This window comes from Flavobacterium notoginsengisoli (assembly GCF_042686225.1).
GTDB classification, from domain to species: domain Bacteria; phylum Bacteroidota; class Bacteroidia; order Flavobacteriales; family Flavobacteriaceae; genus Flavobacterium; species Flavobacterium notoginsengisoli.
The window spans coordinates 506281-522367 of the sequence record NZ_JBHUOT010000002.1 but is presented as its reverse complement, the minus strand read 5'-3'; the positions used below and the strand labels follow the sequence as shown (position 1 = coordinate 522367).

Here is a 16087-nt window from a genome sequence, read left to right as displayed (position 1 = left end):
TAGAATGTTGCGAAAATTTTTACCGACAAGGTATAAAAAAAGGCGATACTAAAAAAGTAATCGCCTTATGTATGTTTATACAAACATTATTTTTTGTGTCTAGGCTCGCTAGAAACAGTTAATTTATGTCTTCCTTTTGCTCTTCTACGCGCTAGAACTTTTCTTCCATTCGCAGAAGCCATTCTGTCCATAAATCCGTGCTTATTTCTTCTTTTTCTTTTCGATGGTTGAAACGTTCTTTTGCTCATTGCTTTGTATCTTTAAAAATGGTATCTATTAACTCTTTTCTGGTTTTGGATATCGTTGTTCAAAAACCGAGTGCAAATATACAAAGACTTTTTTTTCTGGCAAGCACTTTTATAAAAATATTTTTAATTCCTTTTACTATCTTTGCAATCACAAATTTACAATAATTATGTTTCACAAGAATATTAAACTTATTTTGGCCGGACTTCTAGTCGTAGCGGGCATTTGGCAATTTACAGAGAGTAATATTGGGAATGGTATATTTCTTATTTTATTAACTGCGATTCCAATTTTTCTTTATTTTAAAAACGAATTTATCCTTTTAGCCTTCCTTAAATTAAGAAAACAAGACTTCGAAGGTGCAAATAAATGGTTGTCATATATCAAAAATCCGGAAGGTGCATTAGTAAGAAAACAACAAGGATACTTAAATTATTTACAAGGTATCATGTTATCTCAAACCAATATCAACCAGGCAGAGAAACATTTCAAAAAAGCGATCGAACTTGGACTATCAATGGATATGGACTTAGCTGTAGCTAAATTAAACCTTGCAGGAGTTGCCATGTCACGCAGAAGAAAACTGGAAGCGACTAATTTATTGAACGAAGCTAAAAAATTAGACAAACAAGGTATGCTGAAAGAGCAAATCTCTATGATGAAAGAACAAATGAAGAAAATCTAAATTTTCTTTAAACTCCAAAATATTAAAATCCCAAATTCCAAATAGAGTTTGGGATTTTTTATTTTAGATTGCTGTCATCCCGAGGAACGAGGATCACACAAGTAAATCGACAAAGATTGGCGATATTCTGTGTGGAGTTTCCAGTGTGATCCTTCGTTCCTCAGGATGACAAAACTACATAAGTAAAGAATTGGAATTTGGAATTTTACTCCAATATAATCGAAGGCAGATTTTCATTCAGCCATTTATACTTATTCAAGATCATAATATGGGTTCCTCCTTTTACCAAAATGCATTTATCAATATATTTAATTGGAAAAACTTCGTCTTGATCTCCATGAATATGTACTACATTTTCATCAATTTGATCTCGATCCCATAAAATCACAGTTTCTACTGCCCATTGTAGATAACCCAAATCACGAACAGCTAAAAATTTCTCATATAACTTAATTCTTTTATTGACTTTTTCTCCAAATGAAAATTTAGCTAATTTCTCCACATTCAGAATTAACTGCATCGGAATTAGCTTGTATGCTTTCGTTCTCTTTCCTATTTTCATTCTTCTAGGAAATTCAAGATTACTTCTGACACTTGAAATAATAATTACTTTTTGTGCATTTATTTGTTTTGCAATTTCCTGAACCAAAATCCCTCCAAAAGAAACACCAATTAAAACAGGATTTTCATGTTTGATATTTTTACTGATTCGAAGTGCATAATCCGACAATGATTCTTTAGGATTTGGAATTTCCCATTCCAAAAGACATATTTCAAAAACATTTTCATCCAATTTGATTCTTTCAAAAATAGATGAACTTGCTGCCAGACCAGGCATAAAATAAACTGGAATTTTACTCATAACATTAAAATGAAATTACCATTAAGACATTTATTCTAAAAAATAAAGTTACTTTTTTTACTAGCATAACAATCAAATTTCAGACCTAATTTATCTTCAAATTCAAAAAAAGTACACTTCGAAACAATGCCATAAGGTTTACATCTTTAAAAAATAATTTAATATTGAAAATCAAATGATTACCTTTGTATTCAAAATATTTTAGAAGCCAAAACCTTATAAGGAATTTTCTTTCATAAATATTTCACTTCCCAAATTCGCTATTTACCAATAACCTAAAAAAAGTAATTACTATGGAAACGTTCGTAACTATGGAAATCAAAGACAACACTTTTGCACGCCAATTTGAAACTGTCGTACCCGAAGGAATGCTGGCAGTTGAATACTCATTTCAAGAGAAAAAAATCTTCTTAACCAAAATCAACACTCCTGATTCTTATGAAAATGAAGAAGCAATTAACGCTTTACTTAAAAATGTTTTAGAATTAAGTTCTGAGAAAAATTACAGAGTCGTTCCGATACATCCAAAAATTGTCTCATTCTTCAAAAAAAATCCCAGATATAAAGAATTACTTCCTCCGGGAATCAGAATCTAAAAATATCCAATAATTCGGAGCCACAATCCTCCAATTACCATATAAATAAAGAGCATTACCAAACCGGTCACTAAACCTTTGACCCACCAGCTCTTTAAATCAACATAGCCGCTCCCAAAAAATACGGGTGCCGGACCGTGACCATAATGCGTTAAAGTTCCGTAAAGCGAACCTATAAATCCTAACATAAAAGCTAATAATAATCCTGGAATTCCTAACGAAACACCAACACCGAGTAGCGCAGCATACATAGCCGCTACGTGCGCTGTTGCACTGGCAAAAAGATAATGACTAAAAAAGTAAACCAGAACAATAATCGGAAAAGCCATCTGCCAGCTTAATCCCCCAATTTCTGCTTTTACCAGATCACTAAACCAGGCAATAAAACCTAATTCGTTGAGCGAACTGGCCATCATTACTAAAACCGAAAACCAAACTATAGTATCCCAGGCCCCTTTTTCGGCTTTGACATCATCCCAGGTTAAAACGGAAGTTAAAAGCAAAATTACCAAACCAATAAAGGCGGTTGTTGTAGCATCGATTGAAAATAAATCGCCTGTCATCCACAGAAACAGCAGAATAAAAAACGTTAAAAGCATCATCCATTCGTTTCTAGTTATGGCTCCCATTTCTTTTAATTTCTGAGCTGCAATCTGCGGAGCATCACCCGTTTTCTTTAATTCTGGTGGATAAATTTTATACAACACAAACGGAATCACAAAAAAAGCACACAATCCCGGAACTATTGCTGCGGCTGCCCAGGACATCCAGGTAATTTTTATTCCCAAATTAAGAGCGAACTTTTGACACATCGGATTACTTGCCGTCCCTGTCAAAAACATAGACGACGCTATCAAATTCATATTATAACTATTTAAAGTCAAATAAGAACCTAATTTTCTATGCGTTTCAGGTTGATCCGGCATTGAACCAAAACTCATTGACATAGATTTCATGATTGGATAAATGATCCCTCCTCCTCTCGCTGTATTACTCGGAACAGCTGGCGCTAAAACTAAATCAGCTAATCCTAAACCATAAGCTAATCCTAAAGAACTTTTTCCAAATATTCTAATAAACAAGAATGCAATTCTATTGCCTAAACCTGTTTTTATAAAACCTCTTGCGATAAAAAATGAAATTCCAATCAGCCAGATTACTTTATCCCCAAATCCTTTTAAAGCCAGTGTAATCGATTTACCGGCATCTCCCGGCGCTAAAACCTGAGTAAAAGCAGTTAGAGCAATTGCAATCATACACATGGTTCCCATTGGCGCCGCTTTTAGAATAATTCCTAAAATGGTAGCTACGAAAATGGCAAATAAGTGCCACGCTTCAATTACAACACCATTTGGTGCAGGAATCAACCAAATTGCAATTCCAATTGCCAACGTTATTAAAGTCTGAGGAATTTTTACTTCTTTCATAAAACAAGATTTAAGTGAATTAAAGTCGGAGCTGTAATTGAATTAAAAATAAATCGTCGTTGTAGGTTGACGTATTAGGCACATTTCTGTCAAATCGATCAATTTCAAATCCCATCTCAATGCGACCTGTGTATGCTTTACCAAATTCCAAACTTATCATTGGCGTAAAAGTCTGCCTTACATTTGAATCGACTTGATAATTTGGATCAAAAGTTTCATAACGACAGGACAATTCTAATGCAGTCAATTTTTTATAATTTACTACATATCTCAAATTCGGCAGAAAATAGACGCCTCGCATTTGATAATCCGAAACATCTCCTACTCTGTTTTCAACAGGCAAAGAGAAATACAAGTTATGATTTGTACCTTGTTTGTACTCTATCTGAAGATCAAAAGTAAAACGATCCGTCAGTTTAAAATCACTTGTAATATCGGCTCCGACTGCAAAAACATCTTCTTTAAACACTTTTCCAAAACCGCCATTTAAACCTAAATTTATTTTATGTTCTTTAGACAATTCAAAAACCCATCTTGTAGAATATTGCTTTCCATTATCCTTATCCATTTCTACATTTTTACCATTTCCGTTTAAAACAGAAACTGCATAATTAACGGGGATTTTGCCAATATCAAAAGCTCCGGTTGCCGAAGCTCCTATTTGAAAACTGGTCCAGCCATTTTTTCCAAATTCATAATATTGATTAGAGAAATCGAACGATTTAATGATATCAACAGGAACAAGCTCCTCAATACCAAATGCAGGACGAAACTGCCCTCCTGTTAAAGCGATATATTTATTAAAAGTATATTTTCCGTAAGCATTTTCAAGAACTTTGCCTTTGGTATCCGACTTGAAATCGGCTAAATTAACCAAGATTACAACTTCTGTGGCTTCACTTAGCTTTGTATTTAAGCCCACACGCATTCTTTTAATATCAAAAGATTGCTGAGTTACATCTCCTGTAGCATGATGAACTCCCAAAACATCTACATTATCTCCAAAGCTTTCGAGGTATCTTGCCTGCAAAAGTCCTTTAAGCTGATATTGTGGATATTTCACTTCACTTTCTGTTTTTTCTCCTGCATTTACATCGCCTTGAGCATAAATAAAAACTGGAGTCAGAAGAAAGAAAAAAACAATTGGAACTAGTAGAATTTTACTCATAGACTTCAAATAGATAAAATGTTATTTTTTATTTAACTGAATTCAAAGCATTGTACTTTTTGAAGACCAAAAAGCTAACTACTTCTAGTTAACACGAAATGGGAATACTAAAATAGCAAAAAAATATATTTGTTGTAAAAAAAATTGCATTAAAATAGTGTTATGAAAAATCAAAGCATAAAAAAAGCACAAGAATCAACTTGTGCTTTTTAATCTATAATCGATTCGATTTTATTTTATTTTTCTATTTCTCGCATTGAATCCATTTTCTTATGCGCAAGGAAACCTGCCACATCTTCAAAATGTTCTTTCACTCGTTTATTTCCAAATTCAAAAACTTTAGTCGCTAATCCGTCAAGGAAATCACGGTCGTGCGAAACCAGGATCAAAGTTCCATCAAAATCACGTAAAGCATCTTTGATAATATCTTTAGTTTTCATATCCAGGTGATTCGAAGGCTCATCCAGAATTAACAAGTTAACTGGCTCCAACAACAATTTAATCATCGCTAAACGTGTTTTTTCTCCTCCCGAAAGCACTTTCACTTTTTTAGTGATATCGTCTCCCTGAAACATAAAAGCTCCTAAAATATTTTTAATCTGAGTTCTGATATCTCCAACTGCAATACTATCAATAGTTTCAAAAATAGTAGCATTTTCATCCAATAAAGCCGCCTGATTTTGAGCAAAATAACCAATCTGAGCATTATGCCCAATTTCAACACTTCCGGAATCAACACCGATTTCTTTCATGATTGCTTTAATCATAGTCGATTTACCCTCACCATTTTTCCCAACAAATGCAACTTTCTGACCACGTTCAATAACTATATTCGCGTCTTTAAAAACAACATGATCTCCATAAGCCTTAGACATTTCTTTTACAATAACCGGATATTGTCCAGAACGTGCTGCCGGCGGGAATTTCAAACGCAATGCAGATGTGTCTACTTCATCAACCTGAACAATTTCAAGTTTTTCCAACATTTTCACACGAGACTGAACAGCATCTGTTTTAGAGAATGTTCCTTTGAAACGATCAATGAAAGCACGATTCTCCGCAATCATTTTTTGCTGTTCATCGTAAGCTTTCTGCTGGTGGATACGACGGTCTTTCCTTAATTCTAAATAATGGGTATATTTTGCCTTGTAATCATAGATTCTTCCCATTGTAACCTCAATTGTACGGTTTGTAATATTATCTACAAACGCTCTGTCGTGCGAGATTACCACAACTGCTTTTGCCTGATTCAACAAGAAATCTTCTAACCATTGAATACTTTCAATATCCATGTGGTTGGTAGGCTCATCCAGCAAAATCAAATCCGGTTTTCTTAAAAGAATTTTAGCCAATTCAATACGCATTCTCCATCCTCCTGAAAACTCAGAAGTCTGACGCGTAAAATCTTCGCGTTCAAAACCCAAACCAACTAAAATTTTCTCAACTTCAGCTTCATAGTTTACTTCTTCGATGGCATAAAATTTCTCGCTTAAGTCAGAAACTCTTTCGATCAATTTCATGTATTCGTCACTTTCATAATCCGTACGAACGGTTAACTGCTCATTGATTTCATCTATTTCAGATTTCATTTTAAAAATCTCACTGAAAGCTTTTGAAGCTTCTTCCATAACAGTTGCACCGTCCTCAGTAAGTAAATGCTGAGGCAAATAAGCAACTACAGCTTCTTTTGGAGCCGAAATACTTCCTGTTGAAGGCTTGTTAACACCAGCGATTATTTTTAAAAGTGTCGATTTTCCCGCACCATTTTTACCCATAAGGGCAATTTTATCATTTTCATTAATAGCAAAAGAAACATCGCTAAAAAGTGTAGTTCCACCAAACTGAACCGAAATATCGTTAACTGTAATCATTTGTTTTTGTTAATTTGTTTAATCGGTTAATCGTTTATTTGACTACCCATTTTTTTTGTGGTGCAAAGATAGATTAATTAGATAATTAGACAATTTGAAAATTAGATAATTTTGGAAATGTGTCGATTAGACAATTTTCTTTTTTTTACTACAGATTAAAAAATTAAAAAAATTAATCAGTGAAAATACTTTAATCTCTCGCAAAAAAGAAATTGGACTGATTTTAAAATTTATTGGGTTCTTCAATTTCAAAATTTTAATCTTATCTTGTATAATAATTTTAAAATCAGCAAAATATGAAAACGAAATTAAAACTGACCGTTTACTTAATCGCAGGATTACTATTTGGATTTTCTGCGAATGCACAAAAAACTGTCATTAAAAAAGAAGCTTTGCCGACAAACGCCCAAACATTCTTAAAAACTCATTTTGGGTCGAAAAAACCGAGCTATATATTAGAAGACAAAGAATTACTTTCTACAGAATACAAAGTCAAATTTGACGATCAGCTCGAAATAGAATTTGACAAAAAAGGAAACTGGAAAGAAGTTGACGGGAATAATTCTAAAATTCCGAAATCTATTATTCCAAAAAAAATTACTTCTTACATTAAAACAAATTTCCCTAAAGAGAAGGTTACCAAAATAGAAATTGGATCTTCCGGTTATGAAACAAAACTAACTAATGGTTTAGAATTGAAATTCAACTTAAAAGAAGATTTTATTAAGATTGATAAATAAGCTAAGTTTGAAAATGTGTCAATGAGAAAATTCTCAAAACATTAAAACAACAAAACCCGACAGGTTTTTAAAACCTGTCGGGTTACAAAAATTATCTGATTTTCAAATTGACTAATTATCCAATTAGTCTTTTCTCCACTTTTTGGTTTCTTCGAAAATGTGTTCCATAATCGCTACCTCGGTTGCATCGAATTCTATATTTCTTCGACTCATTACCAGTCTTGCTGTTTCAAAAGCTTTTTTGGTTACATAAGTCGTAAATCCTGCTGCGCCACCCCATGAAAAGCTTGGAACAAAATTTCTAGGAAATCCGGAACCAAAAATATTAGCACTTACTCCAACAACAGTTCCTGTATTAAACATCGTATTGATACCGCATTTACTATGATCTCCCATCATTAAACCACAAAACTGAAGTCCTGTCTTTGCAAAACCTTCCGTTTCGTAGCTCCATAATTTTACTTCTTCGTAATTATTTTTCAGGTTAGAATTATTAGAATCTGCTCCTATATTACACCATTCACCTAAAACAGAATCACCTAAAAATCCTTCGTGTCCTTTGTTGGAATTAGCAAAAAGAACTGAGTTCTTAACCTCCCCACCTATTCGGGATCCCGGACCAACAGTTGTTGCACCATATACCTTAGCCGACATTTTTACCATAGCGTTTTCACATAAAGCAAAAGGTCCACGAATTGCAGTACCTTCCATTATCTCCGTATTTTTACCTATATATATAGGTCCGTTCGAAGCATTTAAAGTAACGAATTCTAATTTTGCGCCTTCTTCAATAAATATATTTTCGGGAGCAATAACATTTACGCTTTTAGGAATTGGCTGCGATTTTCGGTCTTCAGTCAAATAAGCAAAATCCTGACGGATTGCAGCATCATTTTTAGAAAAAATATCCCACGTATGTTCGATGGTGATACAATCATCGTTGTATTGAATAATTTCGTAAGAATCGAAATCAACTTCCTCCTGATTTTCGCTTGCAAAAAAAGCTATTACATCTTCACCTTTAAATATCGCTTGATTTTCAGATAAATTAGAAACCATCTCGGCAAGAGCATCATTTGGCAAATACGCTGCGTTGATCATTACATTTTCTTCCATTTCAACCATCGGAAATTTCTCTGATAAATATTCTTCGGTTATAGTGGTAATTGTAGAACCTAAACGTCTTTCCCATTTTTGACGAATAGTCATAATTCCAACCAAAATATCAGCCACCGGCCGTGTAAAAGTAAAGGGTAATAAAGCATTCCGAACGGGCCCGTCGAAAAGAATGTAGTTCATAAATAATTGAGTGTTTGTTAAAATATTGATTTGGTTACCTGCTCCAAAGTTACAAATATTTTACTGGTTTAATTAAAAACCACTTTAACGAAAAGTAATATTTAACGCATAAAAAAAGCCTTTCGTTTCCGAAAGGCTTTTGTATAATTTAAAACAGCTATTATTTTTTAGCGTGTTTAGCATATTTAGTTTTGAATTTATCAATACGTCCTGCAGTATCGATAAGTTTAGATTTACCAGTATAAAAAGGGTGAGATGTTCTAGAAATCTCCATTTTTACAACTGGATACTCAACTCCGTCAACTTCAATTGTTTCTCTTGTATCTGCAGTAGATTTAGTGATAAAAACGTCATCATTTGACATGTCTTTAAATGCAACTAATCTGTAATTTTCTGGGTGAATTCCTTTTTTCATCTTTTCTTTTATTTATTGTTTTAGAGCATTTTTATTTTGAAGCTTTTTCATGATTAGAAAAAGGTGTAAACAACACTACTCTTTTTTGTTTAAAAATTTAATTATTTTTGAGTGTGCAAATTTACAATTCTTTTTTAATAAACAAATACTTAGCTCACTTTTTTTTAGTTTATTTCGAAAAGCTTTTTTTATCTCCGATTATAGTGGGAATTACTATATTTGTGGATTAATTTTAAAACCTATAGAAATATGATTAATGAAGTTATAAAAAAGAATGGAATTACTTATGGAATTGCTTTAGGAGTTATTCTGGCATTAATTACGGCAACTCTTTATGCTATAGATCTTAAGTTATTTGTTTCGGGCTGGATTGGCGGTCTTACTTTCGTTATTTATGTGGTAGTTGGAATACTATTACTTACCAAAACAAAGAAAGATATCAAAGGCTTTTTCTCTTTTAAAGATGCGTTTACCACTTTTTTTATAGCTACAATTATTGCCGTAGCTATCTCTTCATTATTTAGTATTTTATTATTTAACGTAATCGATCCGGAAGCAAAAAATACTTTAAGTGAATTACTGGTTAAATATATGGCTGAAACTTTACAGAAGTTCGGAACTCCGGCATCTGCTATAAATGAGGCTTTAACTAAAATGAGAGAAAACAATCCTTTCTCAGTAACTGAGCAATTAAAAGGACTTGTTTTCAGCATAATTGGCTATTCCATTTTAGGATTAATTTTAGCTGCATTTTTTAAAAGCAAATCTACACAAGAATAAAAATATAAATGAATTTATCTATACTTATACCGCTTCTAAACGAGGAGGAATCACTTCAAGAACTCTATACATGGATCATTAAAGTGATGCAATCTAACAATTACTCTTATGAAATCATTTTTGTAGATGATGGTAGTACAGATAATTCCTGGCAGATTATTGAAGGTTTTTCTAATGAGAATCCGAATGTAAAAGGCATTCGTTTCATGAAGAATTTTGGAAAATCTCAGGCTTTACATGCCGGTTTTGCAAAAGCAAAAGGTGACGTTATTATTACAATGGATGCTGATTTGCAAGACAGTCCTGATGAAATTCCGGAATTATACGAAATGATTACGGCTCAGAAGTACGATTTGGTTTCCGGATGGAAAAAGAAACGTTACGATTCTGTTGTTGCCAAAAATCTTCCTTCAAAATTATTTAACTGGGCTGCCAGAAAAACTTCAGGTGTTGAGTTAAATGATTTTAACTGCGGATTAAAAGCATATAAAAATGTCGTTGTCAAAAACATTGAAGTTTCGGGCGAAATGCACCGATATATTCCTGTTTTGGCAAAAAACGCCGGATTTGCAAAAATCGGCGAAAAGGTAGTGATCCACCAAGCTAGAAAATATGGTGAAACTAAATTTGGAATGGAACGTTTCATTAACGGATTTCTCGATTTAATTACAATTTGGTTTTTATCTCGCTTTGGAAAAAGACCAATGCACTTATTCGGAGCTATTGGTTCTATCATGTTTATCATCGGATTTTTATCTGCCGGTTATATTGGGGTTTCAAAACTATACCATATGTATAACGGAATGAAATATTCCTTGGTTACCAACAATCCCTGGTTCTATATTGCATTGACCACAATGATCTTAGGGACTCAGCTTTTCCTTGCAGGATTCTTAGGCGAAATTATTTTAAGAACCAAAAACAATGAGGAAAGATATAAAGTAGCACGTGAAGTGAATTTTTGACACCAATCAGGAAAAAATAATCTTTTCGGGTCAAATTAACTTTTGAAGAAAAACTATCTTTATTAAAACATAAAAGAAATTTTACATGAACATAGCACCTAATATTTTAAACGCTGTAAATGAATGGCTGACACCTACGTTTGATCAGGAAACGCAGGCAGCAGTAAAAGAATTAATGACAACCTCACCAAAAGACCTTGAAGAGAGTTTCTACAAAAATCTTGAATTTGGTACTGGAGGAATGAGAGGCGTTATGGGCGTTGGAAACAACCGAATCAACAAATACACATTGGGAAAAAATACTCAGGGATTATCTGATTATTTACACAAAGTTTTCCCAAATGAACCTTTGAAAGTAGTTATTGCTTATGATTGTCGTCATAACAGTAATACACTTGCAAAAGTTGTGGCTGATGTATTTTCTGCAAATGGAATTCAGGTATATTTATTTTCTGACTTAAGACCTACTCCTGAATTGTCTTTTGCTCTTAAACATTTAAAATGCCAATGCGGAATTGTACTTACAGCTTCGCACAACCCACCAGAATATAACGGTTATAAAGTGTACTGGCAGGACGGCGGACAAATTGTTCCTCCGCAGGATGGTGAAATCATTAAGGTAATCGAAAGTTTAGATTATGATAAAATTAAATTCAACGCAAACGAAAGCCTGATTCAATATATTGATACCGAAATCGACAAAGCATTCGTAAAATCATCAATCGAAAACGCAAGTTTTAATACCCCTGCTGAAGCAAAAGACAATCTTCATATTGTATTTACTTCTCTTCACGGAACTTCGATAAAATCTATTCCGGATGTTTTAGCACAGGCTGGTTACAAAAATGTTCACATTGTTCCTGAACAAGCAGTTCCGGACGGAGATTTTCCAACTGTAAAATCCCCAAATCCCGAAGAACCAGAAGCTTTAACAATGGCTTTGGCTTTAGCCGACAAAACAAATTCTGACATTGTTGTTGGAACAGATCCGGATTGCGACCGTTTAGGGGTTGCTGTTAGAAACAACGATGGCAAAATGATTTTGCTAAACGGAAACCAAACTATGGTTTTAATGACTTCTTTCCTTTTGAAACAATGGAAAAAAGCAGGCAAAATTAACGGAAAACAATTCGTAGGCTCAACTATTGTTTCAACTCCAATGATGATGGAATTGGCAACAAGTTATGGCGTTGAATGCAAAGTTGGATTAACAGGATTCAAATGGATCGCTAAAATGATCGTAGATTTCCCGGAACTTCAATTTATTGGAGGTGGTGAAGAAAGCTTTGGCTTTATGGTTGGTGACGCTGTCAGAGACAAAGATGCAGTTGCTGCCACTTTGTTAATATGTGAAGTTGCTGCTCAGGCGAAAGCTGCAGGTAGTTCTGTTTACAAAGAACTTTTACAGCTTTATGTTGAAAATGGTTTCTACAAAGAATATTTAGTTTCATTAACTAAAAAAGGAATGGAAGGTCTGGAAGAGATTAATCAGATGATGATTAATCTGCGTCAGAATCCTTTGAAAGAAATCAATGGTCAACGTGTGATTATGGTTGAAGATTATCAATCATCTACCGCTTTGAATTTATTGACAAATGAAGAATCTTCTATGGATATTCCAAAATCAAACGTATTGATTTATTACACAGAAGATGGTTCTAAAATTTGCGCAAGACCAAGTGGAACTGAACCAAAAATTAAATTCTACATCAGTGTCAACGCAGAATTAGAATCGGTTGCTGATTTTGATGAAGCAGAAAATTTCTTAGATCAAAAAATACAGAACATTATTGCAGATATGCAATTGAAGTAATAACAAAGGGTCACAGACTCTCAGATGCTTAATATAAATTATGCGATAAACAAACAACTGCACAATATATTAAGTTAAATTTTCAGAACTCTGATTTGCATTTGTTTTAAATGTAAATCAGAGTTTTTTTGATAAAAAAAAGCCAAAAAAAATTGAAAACACCCCAATTGGATTAATTTTGTGCAGTGAAAATGCCCTGAACAAATTAGTTTCAGGCTTTTAACCCAAACACCCAAAAAAAACATTAATGCTGAAAAAACTTGAAAGAGCTATTGACCAGCAGAAAACATAATTCACACCAATGAGTAACTTTAAAAAAATAGTTCCTTTTATATACCCATATAAAAAATACGCATTCTTAAACATCTTTTTCAATATTCTGTACGCGCTTTTTAGTACACTTTCTTTTGTTGCATTAATACCAATGCTTCAGGTTTTGTTTGACAAAGCTCCTAAAGTTATCGCAAAGCCTGTTTACACAGGAATTTTTGAAATCAAACAATATGGAGAAAGCTACTTAAATTATTACATCACAACATCCAAACAAAACCATGAACCAGGCTACGTTTTAGGTGTTATGGTCGCCATTATCATTTCGATTTTCTTATTAAAAAACCTTGCCGATTATCTGGCAATGTTTTTCATCAACTTTTTACGTAACGGAGTTTTAAGAGACATGCGTAATACATTATACAAAAAGACTCTGGAACTTCCTTTGGCTTTTTATTCTGAAAAAAGAAAAGGTGACGTAATTTCAAGAATTTCTGCCGATGTAAATGAGGTGCAGACTTCATTTTTAGCTATTTTGGAACTTATAGTAAAAGAACCTTTAACTATTCTTTTTACCATAAGCGCCATGCTTATCATTAGTGCTAAACTAACCTTGTTTGTTTTTATTTTTATTCCGGTATCAGGATACATCATTTCATTGATCGGAAAACAACTTAAAAAACAATCTAGTAAAGCACAGGAAGAACAAGGAAGATTTCTTTCTACTATCGAAGAAACTATCGGAGGGTTGAAAGTCGTAAAAGGTTATAATTCAGAAAACTATTTTAACACTGTTTTTAAAAACTCTACAGAACGATTTTTTGATTTATCAAACAGCATCGGAAATCGTCAAAACCTGGCATCCCCTGCGAGCGAGTTTATGGGAATTACTGTAATTGCTATTTTACTTTGGTACGGAGGCCAAATGGTTTTAATTGACAAAACGCTGGAAGGAGCCGCTTTTATCGCTTATATGGGATTAGCCTATAACATTCTAACTCCGGCAAAAGCAATTTCTAAAGCATCTTACGGCGTAAAAAGAGGAAATGCCGCCGCAGAACGTGTTCTGGAAATCCTGGATCAGGAAAATCCAATTACAAGCAAAGAAAATGCAATTGAAAAAAACACTTTTGACGACAATATCAACATTCAGAATGTAAACTTTAAATACGAAGAAGAAACTGTTTTAAAAGACTTTTCTCTAAAAATTAAAAAAGGGCAAACTGTTGCATTGGTTGGTCAGTCCGGAAGTGGAAAAAGCACCATCGCCAATTTACTGACTCGTTTTTATGATGTTAATGATGGAACTATTTCTATTGACGGAATCAACATCAAAGACTTCAACCTGCAGTCACTTCGTGGCTTAATGGGATTGGTTACTCAGGATAGTATTTTATTCAATGATACTATTAAAGCTAATATTTCATTAGGAAAACTAGACGCTACAGACGACGAAATCATCGAGGCTTTAAAAATTGCCAATGCATATGAGTTCGTAAAAGATCTTCCATCCGGAATTTACACTAATATCGGAGATAGCGGAAACAAACTTTCCGGTGGACAAAGACAACGTTTATCTATTGCCCGTGCCGTACTAAAAAACCCTCCAATTATGATTTTGGATGAAGCAACGTCAGCCTTAGATAGCGAAAGCGAAAAATTTGTTCAGGTTGCTCTTGAAAACATGATGCAGAACAGAACTTCAATTGTAATCGCGCACCGTCTTTCTACAATTCAGAAAGCAGACGTAATTGTGGTTATGCAAAAAGGAAAAATTGTTGAACAGGGAACTCATGAAGAATTAATTGCTCAAAATGGAACTTACAACAAATTGGTAACCATGCAGTCTTTCGAATCGTAAAACTTTCACATAACCAAATAATCAAACACAGATTAAGGAAACATTAAAACTACGTTTAATTTCTTTAATCTGTGTTTATTTTTATAACTTTAGGTTGGTTAAAGAATAAATCATTTAATCTCAAGAAAATGTATCTTAACAACCCCAACATTACACTTCCTGAAGATCCTGACACCATTGTTTGGAAATATCTTGATTTATCAAAATTCCTCGATTTATTGCTCTCAAAGAAATTATTTATGTCGCGTTCTGACAAATTTGAAGATCAATATGAAGGAACTTTCAGCGAACCAACTTACGAAGAAATCAAAAAGCTCGCTGTAGATAATCCCGAGTTTTTAAACTTCTACAAAACACATCGTGAAAGAGTAGCCATTAGCAGCTGGCATATCAACGAATACGAATCTTTTGCCATGTGGCAGATTTTCACAAAAAACAATGAAGGTTTAGCCATTCAGTCCACAATTGGAAGATTACAGAAAGCCGTAAAGCCTGAAAACAATTTTGATCAGTATATTGGCGAAGTCAATTACATCGATTATAAAAAAGAATATATTCCTTTTGATGATTTGTTTTTTCCCTTTTTATTTAAGCGAAAAAGTTTTCAATATGAACGAGAAGTCCGCATTCTTACCGACACTTCAAAAAGCGATATAAAACTAAACGACGGATTAAAAATCCATGTTGACATTAATCAATTAATTGAAAAGATTTACATTCATCCAAAATCTGAAAACTGGTATAAAAAACTGGTAATTGAACTGGTGGAACGTTTGGATTTTGGTTTTGAAATCGAAAAATCAGACTTGGAAAGTGATATTTTGATTTAGAGACGCTAAGATTCTGTTCTGAGATACTAAGGTTCTGAGACGCTAAGATTCTAAGTTTTTTTTAGCCCACAGATTAAAAGGATTAGAAGGATTTTTTTTTCAGTTTCTGATTTATGTTCCGTAGGAACATTTCATTGGTAGAAATTATATGTTCATGGTTATTGTACGTTCCGTAGGAACGTTTGATTTTGATATATTTTTTCGACAATCTAACACATAAAACGGTTCCTACGGAACGTAAATAATTATTCAACATTTT

15 protein-coding genes are annotated in these 16087 nt (G+C 33.5%); 8 read left to right on the top strand and 7 right to left on the bottom strand.

Annotation, left to right across the window (positions count from 1 at the left end; translation table 11 throughout):
* Nucleotides 1-86: 86 nt before the first annotated feature.
* Nucleotides 87-248: a 50S ribosomal protein L34 gene (gene rpmH / locus ACFS3A_RS07670; RefSeq protein ID WP_008464848.1), complete on the bottom strand. Its 162-nt coding sequence runs from the start codon at nt 246-248 to the stop codon at nt 87-89.
* A gap of 167 nt (nt 249-415) precedes the next feature.
* Here rpmH and ACFS3A_RS07665 point away from each other — a divergent pair, with 167 nt between their 5' ends.
* Nucleotides 416-931, top strand: a complete 516-nt coding sequence (locus ACFS3A_RS07665; RefSeq protein ID WP_011921618.1) for a hypothetical protein — start codon at nt 416-418, stop codon at nt 929-931.
* 205 nt (nt 932-1136) lie between these two features.
* Here ACFS3A_RS07665 and ACFS3A_RS07660 read toward each other — a convergent pair whose 3' ends face one another.
* A complete protein-coding gene (locus tag ACFS3A_RS07660; protein ID WP_379824771.1) occupies nt 1137-1793 on the bottom strand; it encodes an alpha/beta hydrolase in 657 nt (218 codons plus the stop codon).
* Nucleotides 1794-2086: 293 nt separating this feature from the next.
* Between ACFS3A_RS07660 and ACFS3A_RS07655 the strand changes: the two genes are divergently transcribed.
* On the top strand, nt 2087-2389 hold the full coding sequence (locus ACFS3A_RS07655) for a GNAT family N-acetyltransferase (protein ID WP_244165434.1): 303 nt from the start codon (nt 2087-2089) through the stop codon (nt 2387-2389).
* Here ACFS3A_RS07655 and ACFS3A_RS07650 read toward each other — a convergent pair.
* The 3 genes from ACFS3A_RS07650 to ACFS3A_RS07640 all read right to left on the bottom strand — a co-directional run bounded on the left by ACFS3A_RS07650 (nt 2386) and on the right by ACFS3A_RS07640 (nt 6855).
* Entirely contained in the window at nt 2386-3816 is a 1431-nt protein-coding gene (locus tag ACFS3A_RS07650) for an anion permease (RefSeq protein ID WP_379824769.1), read from the bottom strand. The two genes, ACFS3A_RS07655 and ACFS3A_RS07650, sit on opposite strands and share 4 nt — an antisense overlap.
* Before the next feature lie 19 nt (nt 3817-3835).
* The gene (locus ACFS3A_RS07645) at nt 3836-4984 is read right to left on the bottom strand and encodes a porin (protein WP_379824768.1); all 1149 of its coding nucleotides are present in this window, start codon (nt 4982-4984) and stop codon (nt 3836-3838) included.
* Between the two features lie 236 nt (nt 4985-5220).
* Nucleotides 5221-6855, bottom strand: coding sequence for an ABC-F family ATP-binding cassette domain-containing protein (locus ACFS3A_RS07640; RefSeq protein ID WP_379824767.1), 1635 nt, complete (start codon nt 6853-6855; stop codon nt 5221-5223).
* A gap of 296 nt (nt 6856-7151) precedes the next feature.
* Between ACFS3A_RS07640 and ACFS3A_RS07635 the strand changes: the two genes are divergently transcribed.
* A complete protein-coding gene (locus tag ACFS3A_RS07635) occupies nt 7152-7595 on the top strand; it encodes a PepSY-like domain-containing protein (protein ID WP_379824765.1) in 444 nt (147 codons plus the stop codon).
* Between the two features lie 123 nt (nt 7596-7718).
* Here ACFS3A_RS07635 and ACFS3A_RS07630 read toward each other — a convergent pair whose 3' ends face one another.
* Together ACFS3A_RS07630 and ACFS3A_RS07625 are read right to left on the bottom strand one after the other, a co-directional pair.
* Nucleotides 7719-8894, bottom strand: coding sequence for a GlmU family protein (locus ACFS3A_RS07630; protein ID WP_379824764.1), 1176 nt, complete (start codon nt 8892-8894; stop codon nt 7719-7721).
* A 160-nt stretch (nt 8895-9054) separates the two neighbouring features.
* Nucleotides 9055-9309, bottom strand: coding sequence for a type B 50S ribosomal protein L31 (locus ACFS3A_RS07625; RefSeq protein ID WP_031456968.1), 255 nt, complete (start codon nt 9307-9309; stop codon nt 9055-9057).
* Between the two features lie 249 nt (nt 9310-9558).
* Between ACFS3A_RS07625 and ACFS3A_RS07620 the strand changes: the two genes are divergently transcribed.
* The 5 genes from ACFS3A_RS07620 to ACFS3A_RS07600 all read left to right on the top strand — a co-directional run bounded on the left by ACFS3A_RS07620 (nt 9559) and on the right by ACFS3A_RS07600 (nt 15828).
* On the top strand, nt 9559-10089 hold the full coding sequence (locus ACFS3A_RS07620) for a DUF4199 domain-containing protein (RefSeq protein ID WP_379824763.1): 531 nt from the start codon (nt 9559-9561) through the stop codon (nt 10087-10089).
* 8 nt (nt 10090-10097) lie between these two features.
* Nucleotides 10098-11054, top strand: coding sequence for a glycosyltransferase family 2 protein (locus ACFS3A_RS07615; protein ID WP_379824762.1), 957 nt, complete (start codon nt 10098-10100; stop codon nt 11052-11054).
* 85 nt (nt 11055-11139) lie between these two features.
* Complete coding sequence (locus ACFS3A_RS07610; RefSeq protein WP_379824761.1) at nt 11140-12867, top strand: phospho-sugar mutase; 1728 nt, start codon at nt 11140-11142, stop codon at nt 12865-12867.
* Nucleotides 12868-13168: 301 nt separating this feature from the next.
* Nucleotides 13169-14998: an ABC transporter ATP-binding protein gene (locus ACFS3A_RS07605; RefSeq protein ID WP_379824760.1), complete on the top strand. Its 1830-nt coding sequence runs from the start codon at nt 13169-13171 to the stop codon at nt 14996-14998.
* 128 nt (nt 14999-15126) lie between these two features.
* Nucleotides 15127-15828, top strand: coding sequence for a DUF2971 domain-containing protein (locus tag ACFS3A_RS07600; RefSeq protein ID WP_379824759.1), 702 nt, complete (start codon nt 15127-15129; stop codon nt 15826-15828).
* Nucleotides 15829-16087 lie beyond the last annotated feature (259 nt).

Bases quoted from the DNA above. Each gene is read 5' to 3' on its own strand.
- ACFS3A_RS07655 (WP_244165434.1), top strand. From the start codon at position 2,087: ATGGAAACGTTCGTAACTATGGAAATCAAAGACAACACTTTTGCACGC.
- ACFS3A_RS07650 (WP_379824769.1), bottom strand. From the start codon at position 3,816: ATGAAAGAAGTAAAAATTCCTCAGACTTTAATAACGTTGGCAATTGGA.
- ACFS3A_RS07605 (WP_379824760.1), top strand. From the start codon at position 13,169: ATGAGTAACTTTAAAAAAATAGTTCCTTTTATATACCCATATAAAAAA.
- ACFS3A_RS07640 (WP_379824767.1), bottom strand. From the start codon at position 6,855: ATGATTACAGTTAACGATATTTCGGTTCAGTTTGGTGGAACTACACTT.
- ACFS3A_RS07625 (WP_031456968.1), bottom strand. From the start codon at position 9,309: ATGAAAAAAGGAATTCACCCAGAAAATTACAGATTAGTTGCATTTAAA.
- ACFS3A_RS07620 (WP_379824763.1), top strand. From the start codon at position 9,559: ATGATTAATGAAGTTATAAAAAAGAATGGAATTACTTATGGAATTGCT.
- ACFS3A_RS07600 (WP_379824759.1), top strand. From the start codon at position 15,127: ATGTATCTTAACAACCCCAACATTACACTTCCTGAAGATCCTGACACC.
- ACFS3A_RS07665 (WP_011921618.1), top strand. From the start codon at position 416: ATGTTTCACAAGAATATTAAACTTATTTTGGCCGGACTTCTAGTCGTA.
- ACFS3A_RS07615 (WP_379824762.1), top strand. From the start codon at position 10,098: ATGAATTTATCTATACTTATACCGCTTCTAAACGAGGAGGAATCACTT.
- ACFS3A_RS07660 (WP_379824771.1), bottom strand. From the start codon at position 1,793: ATGAGTAAAATTCCAGTTTATTTTATGCCTGGTCTGGCAGCAAGTTCA.
- rpmH (WP_008464848.1), bottom strand. From the start codon at position 248: ATGAGCAAAAGAACGTTTCAACCATCGAAAAGAAAAAGAAGAAATAAG.
- ACFS3A_RS07610 (WP_379824761.1), top strand. From the start codon at position 11,140: ATGAACATAGCACCTAATATTTTAAACGCTGTAAATGAATGGCTGACA.
- ACFS3A_RS07635 (WP_379824765.1), top strand. From the start codon at position 7,152: ATGAAAACGAAATTAAAACTGACCGTTTACTTAATCGCAGGATTACTA.
- ACFS3A_RS07630 (WP_379824764.1), bottom strand. From the start codon at position 8,894: ATGAACTACATTCTTTTCGACGGGCCCGTTCGGAATGCTTTATTACCC.
- ACFS3A_RS07645 (WP_379824768.1), bottom strand. From the start codon at position 4,984: ATGAGTAAAATTCTACTAGTTCCAATTGTTTTTTTCTTTCTTCTGACT.